The organism is Bradyrhizobium sp. NAS80.1 (assembly GCF_001908205.1).
In the GTDB taxonomy this organism is placed as follows: domain Bacteria; phylum Pseudomonadota; class Alphaproteobacteria; order Rhizobiales; family Xanthobacteraceae; genus Bradyrhizobium.
Genome location: NZ_LGHL01000098.1, coordinates 1 through 15,790 on the forward strand (window position 1 = coordinate 1; position 15,790 = coordinate 15,790).

The following is a 15,790-nucleotide window of genomic DNA, read 5'->3' on the forward strand; positions in this document are numbered from 1 at the left end:
CACATCCTGCGCCGTTGAATCGAAGGTGAGGTCGGAATCGAGCGCATCGCGCGTTTCGAGTACAAAGAGCTGCTCGGGATTTACGCGGGCGACGGGCTTGATTGCGAAATGATACCGATTAAAGCAATGCGGATCGTCCTTGCAGTGCTTGCCAGACTTTCCCACGATCACCGGGGCGGGGGCCTTGACGTCACTGGTATCCGCCCACGCGCCGCCCCAACTGGCCACCAGCAGCATGCTGACGACCGGCATCATCCAAACGGGTCTGGACGTCATTGGATGTCCTCCCTGATGACCCGCTGCCCGCGCGTCTCATTCCGGTCAGACCACCTGCGCGTGCCCGCGGAAAAGCTCGCAATCTATTCGGGGCACTAGGCAAGTCAAGTTTGGCGAATGGGTCAGCCGAATTGTCAGAATTTGCGCCAACGAAAGGCGCGCCCGAACAGATTCGAACTCTTCACCCCCCGACTCGTAGGCTGGTGTCATTCGTCCGTTCCGGGGCAGACTCGGTCAAACTGCGACTTGGCGGGGAGGGCAGCTCCTGGCGCCAAGAACGGACTAATGCGCCGCAGCAATACCATGATCGTTCGATCATCTCACTGACACGCGCCAACAACGAAGGCGGCACGACAAGACTGAGCGTTTCTTTTGTCCTGAGGTTTACGGCCAGTTCGACCACGCAAGACTCAGCGGTATGCTCGCGTTCAGCCCGTTGCTTCAGAAAGCCGGGCCTTCGCCGTTTCTGCCATACGTAATCCTCGGCGTCTGAAATGTGCCGTCGGCCTGCTTCTTGGCGGCGGCGACAAAGATCTTGGTACCTGGCTGGATTTCTTCCCGCTTCCCCATCTCGTACGTCACCACCACCGTTTGCGGCGTCACGACAAGTTTTTTCTCGCCGTCTTTGTACTTGACCGACAGCACCGGTCCGTCCACGCCGGTCACGGCCTGCTCGACGTTGCCGTTGGTCATCTTGCTTTTCGGCAGGAGATCCCAGTCGTAGTGCCCCTCACCGGTGCCGCGCATCGATTCGGGAAAGATATGGACCTCGATCGCCTTTTGACTGCCGTCCCCCTGCATCATTCCCGCTGAGCCGACGAACATCCCTGGTTTGATATCGCTCATTTTGCCCGGGACGATTACGACGAACAGCGGCCTATCGGTGACTGTCAGCTTCACTTCCGATCCGTCGCGGGTCTTGACGATAAAAATCGGACCCTCGATGCGCTCAACCATGCCGCGGATGCGCATCGTGTCCTGGGCGGTTGCAGGCTGCGCAAAGGAGAAAAGGGCGAAGCCTACGGCTGCGAGCACACGGAGGAATTTGTCGACCACGATGACCTCCCGGATTGTTGGGCGGCGTTGTTTCTCTAACCCCAACGGTAGCCTAATATTCCGGCCGAAAATCATGCAGCCGCTGGTGAGTCACAGGAGGTCGCGCTTTTGACCGCGGGGCCGTGGAGCCGCATCCCTGACGTTGTGGCGGCGACCAAGGCCGTCACCACAATACAGCCCGCCGTTGGCGTGGACGGTTTCCCCGGTAATAAATCGCACGTCGTGCGAGCCAAGGAACACAGGATATCGGCAAGGAGGCCATTGAGCCGCAACACGCCGGGGCAATCGGGCAGCGCTCTCAGCGGCGAGTAAATTACAGAGAAAAGTATTCATTCAGAAGGACGTTCTAGCGGCAAGTCTTCCGTGCTGGCAGATAAGAATTTCCTGTTCTTCGAAATTTATTCCCTGCTAGCTCGATTGGGGAATTCCGTAAAAAACGTCTGCCGCACAGGGGTTTCTTGCTGACGGAAGCTCGTTCTTAGGTCCCAGAATGCATAATTCCCTGAAAAAATCCCTGTTTGCAGGGAATTTTGGCCGGAGACGGGTGCGATCAGCACTGCATCGTCAGCCAGACGCTCCGCGTCCCCTGAAATTGCTGACGAAACCGGCCTGGCTGGGGAGTTGCTGCACAGCTCTGCGACACATCACTGCTGCACAGGTGTTGTGACCATGGTTGCGCATATTTTTCGGAGGAATGCTGTGTATTACTGGCGCCGCCGTCCTCCGCGGTCGCTTGCCAGTTTGCTTCCCTGTCCGCATCTTTTTCTGAGCCTGAAGACGACGAGCCGTGTGACGGCGCGCCGTATGGCCGCTCAACTCGATCTGGAAACTCGCCTAGGCCAGGCTCGGTCTCGCAAGGATGTCGACGCGTTTCATACCAAGGTCGACAAGACCGCCTGGAGTCGAGGTCAGGCTTCGCCGTTCTTGAACTGCGTGGTGCTTTTGCGAACGCGTTGAAGCTCGCCACGCAAATCAGGCGCCCGGTTTACTCCGACCAATTCGGCCGCGAGCGGATCGTTTCGTGGTCGCTGCGCATGCGTCCCTCAATTCCGCTTCCAGAAGTCCCTTGGCAACGATCAGTGCGCGGACAGCCGCACGAACGTCGCCGTCGCACGCCGCGATCACCTGGTCGGCAGCTGCATCCAGCTGATCAGGTACTGAAAGCGCGCTTGAAACGGCCGACATGCTCAAATTCCCGGTTGACCGACCTGCAGTATGTTCTTATTTTGTTCTCGCGTCAATTGTGCCGTCAGGTTTGGGCCAAGTGCCACGGGCGAACGATCGGGATGGCAACAGCAGCAACCATCCTTCATGCGGACCTGGACGCTTTCTATGCCTCGGTGGAGCAATTGCTCGACCCTTCATTACGCGGCAAACCCATCGCCGTCGGTGGCGGGGTCGTGCTGGCCGCGTCCTACGAAGCAAAGGCGTTCGGCGTCCATGGCGGCATGCCGGGCCGCCGGGCGCACGAGCTTTGTCCGCAACTGATTTTTGTCGACGGCCATTTCAAGGACTATCAGCGGTTGGGTGATGCCGCGATCGAGGTGATCGGCGATTTCACGCCGCTCGTCGAGCGGATCTCGATCGACGAGGCCTTTGCCGACGTTGCTGGCTGCACGCGCCTCTTCGGCACGCCGGCCGAGATTGCAACGGCAATCCGCCGGCGCGTGCGCACCGAGCTTGGCCTTCCAATCTCGGTGGGGGTCGCACGCACCAAGCATCTGGCGAAGGTCGCCTCGCAGGTGGCCAAGCCCGACGGATTGATGGTCGTCGACCCCGACACTGAGCTGGAATTCCTGCACCAACTGGATGTCGAGCTGATGTGGGGCGTGGGGCCGGTCACGAAGGCACGGCTCGCCGAGATCGGCGTGCTGACGATCGGCCAGCTGGCAAGGACGTCAGAGCGGGCGCTCGAGCGGCTGCTCGGCCCTGCTGCAGGCGACAAGCTCGCGGCGCTGGCGTGGAATCGCGACCCGCGGCAGCTCAAGCCTCACCGACGGGCCCAGTCGGCAGGCGCGCAGTCCGCGATCGGCAGGAAACCTGCCGTCGAACGCATCATTCGTCCGACCCTGCTTCATCTTGCAGACCGCGTCGCCACGCGCCTCCGGGCGAAGTCGAGGCCCGGCCGAACCGTGACGGTCCGCGTCCGCTTTGCCGATCTGCACTCGGTCACGCGCTCGGTCACGCTCGACGCGCCGATCTCGGCCACGCTGATCCTCGCCAGGCTCGCTGAGCAATTGGTACGCGCGATCCTTGCAGATCATCCGAACGAAAGGACCATCTCGTTGCTCGCGATCTCCGTGTCGCATCTTGAGGAGCATTGGGATCTGGAGCTGGAGCTTCCGCTTGGACTTGAAGATGAAGTACGCCGCCCCGGCAGCAGGCAGGGCATGGCGCGTTGGGCGGCAGACTGTGCCATCGACAAGATCCGGGATCGCTTCGGATGGGATGCGATCGGATACGGCTCAGCGGCGCTCGGTCTCTCCCGTTCGGTGCCGGACGAGTTTCGCACGCTCGCCGAAAAGGAGCTGTAACCGCAACAGTCAGGGGATCGACCACCCGGCGCGCCGGGCCGCCGGCCATTGACACCTGTCTGGTTGTGATAGAAAAATAACATTAAAAGTGACAAGACTATCAGTAATGTTACAATGCTATCACGAAGGGGAGGGCGAAGGTCGCATGTTTCGGCCGCAGCCAAATGCAGAGGCGGCGGCGATCCGGCCAACGGAGCCGCTGGTCAGGGTCGAGGGCGTCACGAAAAATTTCGGCGGCGTGCGTGCCTTGCGCGGCGTGAGCCTGGAGGTTCGGCCCGGAGAAGTACATGCGCTGTTGGGAGAGAACGGCGCCGGGAAATCCACCCTCATCAAGATCCTCAGCGGCGTGCATGCCTGCGACAGCGGCACGATCGAGATCGCCGGCCAGCCTGTTGCCTTCGACGGCCCGGCGAAGTCTCGCGCAGCCGGCATCGCGGTCGTCTACCAGGATCTGAGCCTGGTCGAATCCTTGAGCGTCGCCGCCAACATGATGCTCGGGCGCGAGCCGCTCACGCGCTTCGGCTTTCTCAGAAAGCAGAAGCTGATGGCCGAGGCCGGTGCGTTCCTGAAGCGGCACGGCATTCAACTCGATCCCCGCGCCATCGTCGGCTCGCTGCCCTTTGCCTATCGGCAGATGACGGAAATCTCGAAGGCGCTGATGGGCGACGCGCGCGTGCTGATTCTCGATGAGCCCACCTCGTCGCTGACCAGCGACGAGGTGCAGGTGCTGTTCGATGCAATCGCCAGGGTGACGAGCCGCGGTGTCGGCGTGATCTACGTGACCCATCGGTTGGATGAGGTTTTCCAGATCTCGCAGCGGGTGACGGTGCTTCGCGATGGCGCCAATGTCGGCACCTTTGTCACTCCGGAAACCGATATGAAGCGCCTGGTCGCCGCGATCGTTGGTCCAGGCCACGCGGACCAGACCGCAACGCCTGAGCCTGTGGCTTCGGCAGTCCTCGCCGGGAAGCCGGCGCCGGCGATTTCGCTCTTCCGGGTTTCCAACGACCGGCTCTCCGGCGTGGACCTGACCGTCTCCAAGGGGGAAATCCATGGCCTTGCGGGATTGATCGGCAGCGGGCGCACGGAAATCCTGGAGACAATTTTCGGCCTGCGCCGCGTCGAGAGCGGAGAGATCGCGGTCGACGGCCAGCCGCAGCCGCTGAGGACGCCGACCGAAGCGATCGAGCAGGGCATCGCGCTTGTGCCCGAAGACCGCCACGTGCAGGGGCTGATCCTCGAGCATTCGATCGAACGCAATGTCGCGCTGGCGCGCCTTCGCCGGTTCGCGCGTTGGGGGTGGATGCAGCAGGGCGCGGCGGCCAAGGACGCTGCCACCGTCATTCGCAAGCTCGCCGTCAAGGCACCGGGACCGTCCAGCCTGGTCAAGACGCTGTCGGGCGGCAACCAGCAGAAGGTCGTCTTCGCAAAATGGAGCAATCCGCCGCCGCGCGTGCTGCTGCTCGATGAGCCGACCGTCGGCGTCGACGTCGGCGCGCGCGAGGAAATCTACAGCGTGATCCGAAACGCGGCGGGCGCCGGTGCCGGCGTGCTCGTCGTCTCCTCCGACCTTGCCGAACTGCTTCTGCTCTGTGACCGGATTTCCCTCGTTGTCGAAGGCCGCATCGTCACGACGCTGTCGCGCGGCGCCATCGCCAATGCCGAGGAGCTCCATCACCTGCTTCAGCTAACCCAGGCCGAGGACCAACGTCCGCCATACGAGTTGTCAGCATGATCGACCTCATCGCGTCCCGTATCACCGCGCTGTCGACGCCTGCACCGAACCGCCTGCAGAAGCTGTTACAGGTGCTGCTGCGTGGCGAGCGGCCCTACATGCTCTACATCGCCTTCGTTGTCCTCCTGATCGTCTTCAGCCTGAGTTCGCCCTGGTTCCTGTCGGTCGACAACTTCATGAATATCGGTCGGCAAACGACGCTGGTGTCGATCGTTGCCGTCGGCATGACCTTCATCATCATCGCCCGGCAGATCGACCTGTCGGTGGCGTCGACGCTGGCGCTGTCGGGCATGGCGGCGGCGCTCGCGATGGCCAACGTCCATAATCACTGGATCGTGGGAGCGGTCGCCGGGCTCGGCACCGGGGCGCTCGTCGGGCTGCTCAACGGCATCCTGACCACGCAGCTGGCGATTCCGTCGTTCCTGGTGACGCTCGGCACGCTGAGCATGGCGCGCGGGCTTGCGATGATGGTCACCAACACCAAGCCGGTGATCATCACCAACGAAACCTACTTTGCAATTTTCGGAGAGGGCTCGTTCCTCGGCGTGCCGGCACCGATCGCCTGGACGCTGGCGTCGACGATCGTGGGCATCCTGCTGCTGCACTACAACATCTTCGGGCGGCGCATCTATGCGGTCGGCGGCAACCCGACCGCGGCGCTCTATTCGGGCATTCGTACCAGGCAGGTGACGACGCTCGCCTTCGTGCTGACGGGCATGCTTGCCGGTCTTGCCGCGCTGGTGCTCTCGGCAAGGTCGCACGCGGCGCGGCCCGATGTGGTCCAGGGTATGGAGCTCGACGTCATTGCGTCTGTGATCCTCGGCGGCTGTAGCCTGTTCGGCGGCCGCGGCTTCATCCTGGGGACGCTGCTGGGCAGCCTGATCATCGGCACGCTCAACAATGGCCTGGTGCTGCTCGGCGTCAGCTCGCCGATGCAGCTGGTCATCAAGGGTGCGATCATCATTGCCGCTGTCGCCTTCACGAAGCGCTAGCCGGAATCCGGCGCTGCACGAGCTTGCGTGCGGCGTCTACGGGGCAAGGTCGCCGACCCCAGTGAACTGGCGATCAAGAGGGAAGACGGGAGGAAACAATGAAACTCATCTCGCGACAACGGCCGGTGCTGACTGCATCCATCCTAGCTGCCGCGGTCTCCATCGCCACTTCGGCGGCCGCTGAAGTGCCCGCGACCTGCGTCAAGGGCGTGGATCTGGCAACGCTTGGACCGAAATCGATCATCGGCCAGGGACCACACGGCGAAAAGGCCGCATCGCCCGATGCGCTTGCGCTCTCGGAAGCCGACGCCGCGAAGGTGAAGGCCGGTCACTTCAAGGTCGGCATTTCCATGCAGACGGTCAACCTCGACTGGTCGCAGCTTCAGATCCAGGGCATCACGGACACTCTGAAGAAATACGGCGTGACCGTCACCGGCGTGGCGTCGGCCGAGTATCAGGTCGACAAGCAGATCGCCGACATCGAAAACACGATCCAGCAGCACCCAGACGGCATCATCTCGATCCCGGTCGATTTCACCGCGACCGCGCCAACCTACAAGAAGATCGCCAAGGCCGGCATCAAGCTCGTTCTGATGGACAGCATCCCGACGGGTCTCAAGCATCCCGAGGAATATGCATCGATGGTTTCCGCGGACAGCCAGGGCAACGGCCAGATCGCCGCGCAGATCCTGGCGTCCTGCATCCCGCAGGGCGGCACCATCGGCCTGGTCAACTTTGGTGTTGATTACTTCAGCACCAACGAACGGACCAAGGGCGTCAGGGAGTGGATGGCGAAGAACCGGCCGGACATCAAGATGAAGCAGGTCGACTTCACCGACCCGCCGAAGGTCTCGCAGATCGCCGGCGACTTCCTGACCGGCAATCCCGACGTCAAGGGATTGTTCGCGGTGTGGGACCAGCCGGCCCTCGACACGCTGAGCTCGATGCGCGCGCAGGGCATCGATATTCCCGTGACGACCGTCGATCTCGGTCTGCAGTCGGCGATCGAGATCGCGAAGGGCGGTCCGTTGAAGGCGACGGGCTCGCAGCGCCCCTATGATCAAGGCGTGGCGGAGGCCATGGCCATGATGAACGCGCTGATCGGGAAGACGACACCGGCCTGGATCGGCGTGCAGTCGCTGCCGGTGGTGCAGTCGAACGTGCTGGAATCCTACCAGACCGTGTTCAAGAAGGAGCCGCCCGCCGGACTGGTCGACGCCTGCAACAAGGCGAAGCCCGCGTGTAACTGATCGGGGATCAAGACGCGCGATCCGGCTCACGGGTCGCGCATCGCCATATCGGCCCGGGCCGGCGAACTTCGCCGGCCGCCACGCGGATTAATCAGCCTTTCGCGCGTATTCGACCGGGAGGCTCTTGAACAGCTTGCGCATCTCGCTGGAGACGGAGCCGCCGATGATGATCCGCGAGAAGGCGTCGAGATTGGCAAAGAACGCGGGCTTGAGGCTGCCGAGCTTGCTGGCGTCGGCCACCAGGATGCATTCCATCGCGGTCTCAATCGCGGCCTGCTTGACAGCGATCTCGTGGAAGTTGGAACAGCTCGCGCCGCGCGCCGGATGCACGCCGCCCGCAGAGATGAATGCCTTGTTGATGCCGAGCTTGCGCAAATAGGAAAGGCCTTCCTCGGAGGAAAAGGATTGCGATGAGGGGTGGTACAGCCCCCCCCATCAGCATGACCTGCGTCATCGGCCGCCGCGTGACGATCGCGGCGACGTTCATCGAATAGCAGATCACTGAGAGCGGCAGATCCTCTGGCAGGCAGTCCGCGAGCGACTGCATCGTAGTTCCGCAGTCGATGAAGATCGTGTCGCCGGCCGTGATCGACGCGGCGGCGGAGCGGCAGGCAAGTCGCTTGTCCTGCGTATGCTGGTCGATCTCTTGCTCGAAGGCATATTTGATTCCGGTCGGCGAGGTCGCATTCACGACATAGCCGCCGAGCAGCGCAAGCGCGGTCTCGGAGCCGGCGAGGTCGCGCCGTACCGTCATTTCCGACACGTTCAGCAGTTCGGCTGCTCCCCTCAGATGCAGCGCACCGCCGGTTTCCACAGCGCGTCGGAGCCTCAACAGGCGCTGCGCGCGTGTCTCGCTTCGGCGTGCACTCGATAGTTCAGCCATTTCTCGTTATCTATCCGGTTGACAGCGATCTTACAATAGTGTGATTTCTGAAACGGCAAATGTTAGAATCATAACATTACGCTTCGGCGCTGTTTCCGCAATCCGTGACGATCGGCTGGTTCGATTCGACGTCAACGGACGGCAAACGCCTCGAACCGGGTCCGGGAGGAGCAAGTGTTGCAATCGAGACAGGCACTGTACGTGGCCGCGCGATCGATTCGCTAGGACGGGTGTGACGTTTGATGTCGCAGAGTGCATTGATACCGAGCCCGGCCGCTGCGCCGTTTCGCTCTCCCAATCCGCGGGACGTCCATGCGGGATCCGTTCCGCGCAACGAGGGTTGCGAGCTGGAAATGGATTGGGTCGACGATATCCGCATCAACCTCTCCGCCGCCGAGCGCCGCGTTTCGAGTCTGTCCGGCAGGCGCACGGTGAAGAACGATGCGCAGGCCGCCTGGCTGCTGAAGGCCGTTGCATGCATCGACCTCACCACGCTGAGCGGTGATGACACCGCCGGACGGGTGAAGCGACTCTGCGCCAAGGCGAGGGCCCCGGTGCGAGCCGACATCCTTGATGCGCTCGGATTTGCTGACCGCATCGTGCACACCGGCGCGGTCTGCGTCTATCATCGCTTCGTCGCAACCGCAGTCGAGGCGCTCGAAGGATCCGGCATCCCGGTTGCAGCGGTCTCGACCGGTTTCCCGGCAGGTCTGGTGCCCCACGACCTCAAGCTCAGGGAGATCGACGCATCGGTACGGGACGGCGCGAGCGAAATCGACGTCGTTATCACCCGTGAGCACGTGCTGAAGCGCGACTGGCAAGCCCTTTACCGGGAGGTGAAGGAGTTTCGCGCCGCCTGTGGCGAAGCGCATCTCAAGACCATCCTGGCTACCGGCGATCTCAAGACGCTGCGCAACGTCGCCAAGGCGTCGATGGTCTGTATGATGGCGGGTGCGGACTTCATCAAGACCTCCACCGGCAAGGAAGGCGTCAATGCGACGCTGCCGGTGACGCTGGTCATGCTGCGGATGATCCGCGCTTATCAGGAGCGCACCGGTTACAAGGTCGGCTTCAAGCCCGCCGGCGGAATCTCGACGGCGAAGGACGTGCTCAACTACCAGTTCCTGATGAAGGAGGAGCTCGGGCGCGACTGGCTCGAGCCGGATCTGCTCCGCATCGGCGCCTCGAGCCTGCTCGCCGACATCGAACGCCAGCTCGAGCATCACGTCACCGGCCGCTATTCGGCCTTCAACCGTCACCCCGTGGGATGAAGCCGGATATGAGCGTCGCACATTATTACGAGACCATGGACTATGGTCCCGCGCCCGAGGCGGACGGCGAGGTGCGCGCCTGGCTGAAGAAACACGGCGCGGTGTTTGGCCATTTCATCGGTGGCGAGTTCGTCGCGCCGAAGAACGGCAAGCACCTCACTACGATCGAACCCGCCAATGGCAATACGCTGGCCCGGATTGCACAGGGGTCCGCAGCCGACGTCGAGGCGGCCGTTGCCGCTGCGCGCAAGGCGCAGCCGCTCTGGGCGGGGCTCGGTGGCCATGGCCGCGCGCGCCATATCTACGCACTGGCGCGGATGTTACAGCGGCATTCCAGGCTGTTCGCGGTGCTGGAAGCCATCGACAACGGCAAGCCGTTGCGGGAAACGCGTGACCTCGACGTGCCGCTTGCCGCGCGCCACTTCCTGCACCACGCCGGCTGGGCACAGTTGCAGGAGCGCGAGCTCGCCGATCACGTGCCGCTCGGCGTCGTCGGCCAGATCATTCCCTGGAATTTCCCGTTGCTGATGCTGGCGTGGAAGATCGCGCCGGCGCTCGCGATGGGCAATACGGTGGTGCTGAAGCCCGCCGAGTTCACCTCGCTCACGGCGCTGCTGTTCGCCGAACTTTCCGCGCAAGCCGGGCTGCCGCCCGGCGTGCTGAATATCGTGACCGGTGATGGCACGACGGGTGCGTCGTTGGTGGATCATCCCGGCGTCGACAAGATCGCCTTCACCGGATCGACCGAGGTGGGGCGCCTGATCCGGCAGGCGACCGCAGGTTCCGGCAAGTCGTTGACGCTCGAGCTCGGCGGCAAGTCGCCCTTTATCGTCTTCGACGATGCCGACATCGACGGTGCGATCGAAGGCGTGGTCGACGCCATCTGGTTCAACCAGGGGCAGGTCTGCTGCGCGGGTTCGCGCCTGCTGGTTCAGGAAGGGATCGCAGAGACGTTCCGCAAGCGCCTGATCCGTCGCATGGAGACGCTGCGCGTCGGCTCGCCGCTCGACAAGGCGATCGACATGGGCGCGGTGGTCGCGCCGGTGCAACTCGAGCGGATCAAATCGCTGGTCGAGACGGGGGTGAAGGAGGGCGCCGAGAAATATCAGGCTGCCGCCGCGCTGCCGCAGCAGGGATGCTTCTATCCGCCGACGCTGCTGTGGAACGTGCAGCCTTCGTCGACGGTTGCGATTGAGGAAATCTTCGGTCCGGTGCTGGTCGCAATGACGTTCCGGACCCCGGATGAAGCCGTGATGCTCGCCAACAATACCCGCTATGGCCTTGCCGCCAGCGTGTGGAGCGAGACGATCGGGCTGGCGCTCGACATCGCGCCCAAGCTGCTCGCCGGCGTGGTCTGGATCAACGCCACCAACCTGTTCGATGCCGGCGTCGGCTTTGGCGGCTATCGCGAATCCGGCTTCGGCCGGGAAGGCGGCCGCGAAGGCATCTACGAGTATCTCAAGCCCAAGGCCTGGAGTCAGCGCAAGCTGGGACCCGAATCGCCGGTGCCGTCCGGCCCGACCGCCGGCTCTGGCTTCGAGATTCCGCCGATCGATCGGACGGCAAAGCTCTACATCGGCGGCAAGCAGGCGCGGCCCGACGGCAATTACGCCCGTGCCGTGCTGTCGCCGAAGGGCAAACACCTCGGCGAAGTCGGCGAAGGCAATCGCAAGGACATCCGCAACGCGGTTGCCGCCGCGCGCGCCGCGGAAGCATGGCCGAAGTCGACGGCGCACAATCGCGCCCAAATCCTCTACTACCTTGCCGAGAACCTTTCGACGCGCCGCGACGAGTTGGGGACGCGCATCGCTGCCATGACCGGACTGCCGAACGCCAGGGCCAAAGCGGAGGTCGACGCAAGCGTTGAGCGGCTGTTTAGCTATGGCGCCTGGGCCGACAAGTACGAGGGCGCCGTTCATACGCCGCCGCTGCGCGGCGTTGCGCTCGCGATGCACGAGCCGATCGGCGTCGTCGGTGTTGCCTGTCCCGATGAGGCGCCGCTGCTTGCCTTCATCAGCCTGGTCGCGCCCCTGATCGCGGTGGGCAATCGGGTTGTCGTTGTTCCGAGCGAGCGCCATCCGCTCGCGGCGACCGATTTCTACCAGGTGCTGGAGACGTCGGACGTGCCTGCGGGCGTCGTCAACATCGTCACCGGTAGCCGCAACGGTCTCGTGAGGGTCCTCGCCGAACACGACGATGTCGATGCACTCTGGGTGTTCGGTTCGAAGGAGGCCTCGGCAGCCGCCGAGCGGCTGTCCGTCGGCAATCTCAAGCGCACGCTAGTCGACCATGGCCTGGCGCCCGACTGGAACGATCGCGCTGCCTGCGAGGGCCCGATCCTGCTTCGTCATGCGGTGCAGGTGAAGAACATATGGATTCCCTATGGAGACTAGAGATACCGCCGCGCGGTGACGCCGGCTGCAGATCCGGGCCACCAGAGCCCGGACCAACCGAAGGGACGAAGGGAGGCAAAATGCTGAAGACCATTGATCCGTTGCTCAATGCCGACGTGCTGTATGCCTTGCGGGCCATGGGGCACGGCGATCGGCTGGTCATCTGCGACACCAATTTTCCGGCTGACTCGATCGCGCGCCAGACCGTCCTCGGCCGGTTGCTTCGCATCGACAATGTCAGCGCTGCAAGAGCGGTCGACGCGGTGCTCTCGGTGCTGCCGCTCGACACCTTCGTCGATGATGCGGCGATCCGCATGGAGATCGTCGGACAGCCGCAGGAAGTGCCGCCGGTCCAGCGCGAGGTGCAGGCCGCGGTCGACCGCGCCGAAGGGAAATCATGGCCGCTGGTCGGCGTCGAGCGTCACGCCTTCTATGAAAAGGCGAAGGGCGCCTATTGCGTGATCGCGACCGGCGAGCGCCGCTTCTACGGCTGCTTCCTGTTCACGAAAGGCGTCATCCCGCCGGAGGGAGGACTGTGACCATGGGCAAGACAGGCGTTGCCGTCCTCGGCGTTTTCGTCGTCGACCTGGCTTTCCGCGCCGGCAACCTGCCGGCGATCGGCGAGACCATCGCCGGCTCGGGTTTCGCGATGGGGCCGGGCGGCAAGGGATCGAACCAGGCGGTTGCGGCCGCGCGCGCCGGCGCCAGCGTGACCTTCATCTCGCGGATCGGCAGCGACGCCTTTGGCGAGCTTGCGATGAAGACCTGGGAGGCCGAGGGGATTTCGCCGCGGGTGACACGGACGACAGCGCCGACCGGAGCAGCATTCATCTATGTCCACGAGACCCGCGGTGACAACGCCATCATCGTGGTGCCCGGTGCGGCCACCCATCTATGCCCGGCGGATATCGATGCGGCGGCGGATGCGATCCGCGGAAGCCGCGTGTTCGTGACCCAGCTCGAGCAGCCCGTGGATGCCGCGCGTCGCGGGCTCGAAATGGCACGCAGCGCCGGCTCTATCACGGTGTTCAATCCTGCGCCGGCCATGGCGGTCGATAGCGAGCTGTTCGCGCTCAGCGACTACGTGGTGCCCAATGAGACCGAAGCCGAAACCTTGACCGGCATTGCCGTGAGAGACCTTGCGGCCGCCCGCCGCGCCGGCGACGCGCTTCTCGCCAAGGGGGCTGGAACCGCGTTGATCACGCTCGGCGAGCGCGGCGCGCTGTTCCACGCGCGCGATCGTTCGATCCATGTCCCGCCCTTTGCCGCCGGCAAGGTGGTGGAAACCGCCGGAGCCGGCGATGCATTCGTCGGCGGTTTCGCCGCGGCGCTCGCCAGTGGCGCGGATCCGCTCGAGGCCGTTCGTTTCGGTTCGGCGACGGCTGGGATTTCCGTGACGCGCGCCGGCACCGCGCCCGCGATGCCGCAGCGCGCGGAGATCGAATCGCTCCTGAAGGAGCATGCCGCCACATGATGCGGAATGATCCGATCAAGCACGTCTTCATCTGGCCGGCCGTGCTCGTCGTGCTTGCGATCTCGATCTTTCCGTTGATCTATTCGCTGACCACCAGCTTCCTCAGCTACCGCTTGATTCCGCCGATTCCGCCGCGCGTGGTCTGGCTTGGCAACTATGTATCGCTGTTGCAGGAGCCGCGCTTCTGGAACGCGATCCTCACGACGACGCTGATCGCGTTCATATCGGTCGCGTTGCAGTACGCGATCGGATTCTCAGTGGCGCTGGCCTTGAATGCGCGCGTGCCGGGCGAGCGGCTGTTTCGTGTCGCGCTGCTGCTGCCGATGCTGCTGGCGCCGGTCGCGGTCGCGCTGGTTGCGCGCATGATCTTCAATCCGACGATGGGGCCGCTCAACCAGTTCCTGACCCAGTTCGGCCTCGCCAACCTGCCATTTCTGACCAACGGGCGTTGGGCGCTCGCCTGCATCATCGCGGTCGAGATCTGGCAGTGGACGCCGTTCGTGATCCTGATGCTGCTGGCAGGCCTGCAGACCCTGCCGGAGGACGTCTACGAGGCGGCCGAGCTCGAGAACGCCAGCGGCTGGCAGCAGTTCTGGGGGATCACGTTCCCGATGATGTTGCCGATATCGGCCGCGGTCGTCTTCATCCGCCTGATCGAGAGCTACAAGATCATGGACACCGTCTTCGTCATGACCGGTGGTGGACCGGGCGTCGACACAGAGACGCTGACCCTGTTCGCCTATCAGGAAGGCTTCAAGAAGTTCAATCTCGGCTACACCTCGGCGCTGAGCTTCCTGTTCCTGGTCGCCATCACGATCATCGGCGTGACCTATCTGGCGCTGCTGCGGCCGCATCTGGAGAAACGCCGATGAGCGCGCGCGCGCTGACGGGATTGTCGCCGTGGGGACGCCGGCTGGTTGCGATCGGCTGCCTGGCGTGGTGCCTAATCACGGTGTTTCCGCTCTATTGGGTGGTGGTGACGGCGTTCAAGACGCCGCCGGGCGTGGTCGGCGGCCCCACCTATCTGCCGTTCATCGACTTCACGCCGACCTTGCAGCCCTTCATCGACCTCTATCAGGGGATCCGCGGTGAGTTCTTCCGGACGTTCCTGAACTCGACCATTGTGGGCCTGTCGGCGGCGGCGATCGCGACCGCGATCGGTGCGATGGCGGCATATGCGCTGGTGCGTTTTGAATTCAAGGTTCGCCTTGGCGCCGGCCTTGTGTTTTTCCTGCTCGCGCTCGGCGGCTATCTGGTCTTCAACAACACGCTCGGCTTCACCCGGCCGCAGGCGTTGCTGCTGGCGTTTCCCGTCGCGCTCATCGCGTCGGTCGTGGTCAACCGCCTGCCATTGCCCGGTCCGATCCTCGGCAATGAGGATATTCTCTTCTGGTTCGTCAGCCAGCGCATGTTTCCGCCGATCGTCACCGCCTTTGCGCTCTATCTGCTCTATAGCGAGATCGGGCGCTTGGGGTTCCAGCTCATCGACAGCTATGTCGGCCTGACGCTGTGCTACGTCGCGTTCTCGCTGCCGATCGTCGTCTGGCTGATGCGTGATTTCTTCGAAGCCGTGCCGATCGAAGTGGAAGAGGCGGCGATGGTCGACAACGTGCCGAGCTGGCGCATCTTCGTCGGCATTGTCGTGCCGATGTCGATGAACGGGCTACTGGCGACCTTCATGATCACGCTGGCCTTCGTCTGGAACGAGTTCCTGTTCGCGCTGTTCCTGACCAACTCCAGATGGCAGACGCTTCCGATTCTGGTGGCGGGACAGAACAGCCAGCGCGGCGATGAATGGTGGGCGATTTCGGCTGCGGCCCTCGTCGCCATCATTCCGATGATGATCATGGCGGGCTTGCTCGGCCGCATGATGCGCTCGGGCCTCTTGCTCGGCGCGATCAAATAGAAAGCTTTCGTAGGGAGGAG

Annotated in this window: 15 protein-coding genes; 11 read left to right on the top strand and 4 right to left on the bottom strand. The window is 63.5% G+C overall.

All coding sequences use genetic code 11. From position 1 onward, the window contains the following. A partial coding sequence (locus AC629_RS21920; RefSeq protein ID WP_210419088.1) for an acetamidase/formamidase family protein occupies positions 1-276 on the bottom strand: 276 nt, incomplete at its 3' end. Positions 277-717: 441 nt separating this feature from the next. Next, complete coding sequence (locus tag AC629_RS21925; RefSeq protein WP_084807059.1) at positions 718-1,332, bottom strand: hypothetical protein; 615 nt, start codon at positions 1,330-1,332, stop codon at positions 718-720. Between the two features lie 669 nt (positions 1,333-2,001). Here AC629_RS21925 and AC629_RS50650 point away from each other — a divergent pair. The 5 genes from AC629_RS50650 to AC629_RS21950 all read left to right on the top strand — a co-directional run bounded on the left by AC629_RS50650 (position 2,002) and on the right by AC629_RS21950 (position 7,843). Beyond that, positions 2,002-2,289: a DUF6538 domain-containing protein gene (locus AC629_RS50650; RefSeq protein ID WP_502693047.1), complete on the top strand. Its 288-nt coding sequence runs from the start codon at positions 2,002-2,004 to the stop codon at positions 2,287-2,289. Beyond that, positions 2,286-3,866, top strand: a complete 1,581-nt coding sequence (gene dinB, locus AC629_RS21935) for a DNA polymerase IV (protein ID WP_502693048.1) — start codon at positions 2,286-2,288, stop codon at positions 3,864-3,866. Before AC629_RS50650 ends, dinB begins: the two co-directional genes overlap by 4 nt. A 145-nt stretch (positions 3,867-4,011) precedes the next feature. Then, on the top strand, positions 4,012-5,601 hold the full coding sequence (locus AC629_RS21940) for a sugar ABC transporter ATP-binding protein (RefSeq protein WP_084807062.1): 1,590 nt from the start codon (positions 4,012-4,014) through the stop codon (positions 5,599-5,601). After that, positions 5,598-6,593 carry an ABC transporter permease gene (locus AC629_RS21945; protein ID WP_084807063.1) on the top strand — a complete coding sequence of 332 codons (996 nt, stop codon included), beginning with the start codon at positions 5,598-5,600 and terminating at the stop codon, positions 6,591-6,593. The genes AC629_RS21940 and AC629_RS21945 overlap by 4 nt, the downstream gene beginning before the upstream one ends. Before the next feature lie 98 nt (positions 6,594-6,691). After that, positions 6,692-7,843 carry a substrate-binding domain-containing protein gene (locus AC629_RS21950; RefSeq protein ID WP_084807064.1) on the top strand — a complete coding sequence of 384 codons (1,152 nt, stop codon included), beginning with the start codon at positions 6,692-6,694 and terminating at the stop codon, positions 7,841-7,843. Positions 7,844-7,930: 87 nt separating this feature from the next. Here the strand turns inward: AC629_RS21950 and AC629_RS48915 are convergent, their stop codons facing one another. Beyond that, positions 7,931-8,218: a DeoR/GlpR family DNA-binding transcription regulator gene (locus AC629_RS48915; protein ID WP_245331959.1), complete on the bottom strand. Its 288-nt coding sequence runs from the start codon at positions 8,216-8,218 to the stop codon at positions 7,931-7,933. Beyond that, the gene (locus AC629_RS21955) at positions 8,106-8,726 is read right to left on the bottom strand and encodes a DeoR family transcriptional regulator (RefSeq protein ID WP_245331960.1); all 621 of its coding nucleotides are present in this window, start codon (positions 8,724-8,726) and stop codon (positions 8,106-8,108) included. Before AC629_RS21955 ends, AC629_RS48915 begins: the two co-directional genes overlap by 113 nt. A 353-nt stretch (positions 8,727-9,079) precedes the next feature. Between AC629_RS21955 and deoC the strand changes: the two genes are divergently transcribed. The 6 genes from deoC to AC629_RS21985 all read left to right on the top strand — a co-directional run bounded on the left by deoC (position 9,080) and on the right by AC629_RS21985 (position 15,770). After that, the gene (gene deoC, locus AC629_RS21960; RefSeq protein WP_245331961.1) at positions 9,080-9,997 is read left to right on the top strand and encodes a deoxyribose-phosphate aldolase; all 918 of its coding nucleotides are present in this window, start codon (positions 9,080-9,082) and stop codon (positions 9,995-9,997) included. Positions 9,998-10,005: 8 nt separating this feature from the next. After that, positions 10,006-12,390 (top strand): aldehyde dehydrogenase family protein, encoded by a 2,385-nt coding sequence (locus AC629_RS21965; RefSeq protein WP_084807121.1) that lies wholly within the window; start codon positions 10,006-10,008, stop codon positions 12,388-12,390. An 80-nt stretch (positions 12,391-12,470) separates the two neighbouring features. Continuing rightward, complete coding sequence (locus AC629_RS21970; protein ID WP_084807066.1) at positions 12,471-12,929, top strand: RbsD/FucU family protein; 459 nt, start codon at positions 12,471-12,473, stop codon at positions 12,927-12,929. Between the two features lie 2 nt (positions 12,930-12,931). Beyond that, positions 12,932-13,864, top strand: a complete 933-nt coding sequence (gene rbsK / locus AC629_RS21975; protein ID WP_084807067.1) for a ribokinase — start codon at positions 12,932-12,934, stop codon at positions 13,862-13,864. Next, complete coding sequence (locus tag AC629_RS21980; protein WP_084807068.1) at positions 13,861-14,736, top strand: carbohydrate ABC transporter permease; 876 nt, start codon at positions 13,861-13,863, stop codon at positions 14,734-14,736. Before rbsK ends, AC629_RS21980 begins: the two co-directional genes overlap by 4 nt. Beyond that, on the top strand, positions 14,733-15,770 hold the full coding sequence (locus tag AC629_RS21985) for a carbohydrate ABC transporter permease (protein WP_084807069.1): 1,038 nt from the start codon (positions 14,733-14,735) through the stop codon (positions 15,768-15,770). The genes AC629_RS21980 and AC629_RS21985 overlap by 4 nt, the downstream gene beginning before the upstream one ends. Positions 15,771-15,790: the final 20 nt, after the last annotated feature.

Coding starts and splice junctions, on each gene's coding strand:
- AC629_RS21970 (WP_084807066.1), top strand. CDS start 12,471: ATGCTGAAGACCATTGATCCGTTGCTCAATGCCGACGTGCTGTATGCC.
- AC629_RS21950 (WP_084807064.1), top strand. CDS start 6,692: ATGAAACTCATCTCGCGACAACGGCCGGTGCTGACTGCATCCATCCTA.
- AC629_RS21940 (WP_084807062.1), top strand. CDS start 4,012: ATGTTTCGGCCGCAGCCAAATGCAGAGGCGGCGGCGATCCGGCCAACG.
- AC629_RS21965 (WP_084807121.1), top strand. CDS start 10,006: ATGAGCGTCGCACATTATTACGAGACCATGGACTATGGTCCCGCGCCC.
- AC629_RS21985 (WP_084807069.1), top strand. CDS start 14,733: ATGAGCGCGCGCGCGCTGACGGGATTGTCGCCGTGGGGACGCCGGCTG.
- deoC (WP_245331961.1), top strand. CDS start 9,080: ATGGATTGGGTCGACGATATCCGCATCAACCTCTCCGCCGCCGAGCGC.
- AC629_RS50650 (WP_502693047.1), top strand. CDS start 2,002: ATGGTTGCGCATATTTTTCGGAGGAATGCTGTGTATTACTGGCGCCGC.
- rbsK (WP_084807067.1), top strand. CDS start 12,932: ATGGGCAAGACAGGCGTTGCCGTCCTCGGCGTTTTCGTCGTCGACCTG.
- AC629_RS21980 (WP_084807068.1), top strand. CDS start 13,861: ATGATGCGGAATGATCCGATCAAGCACGTCTTCATCTGGCCGGCCGTG.
- AC629_RS21955 (WP_245331960.1), bottom strand. CDS start 8,726: ATGGCTGAACTATCGAGTGCACGCCGAAGCGAGACACGCGCGCAGCGC.
- AC629_RS21945 (WP_084807063.1), top strand. CDS start 5,598: ATGATCGACCTCATCGCGTCCCGTATCACCGCGCTGTCGACGCCTGCA.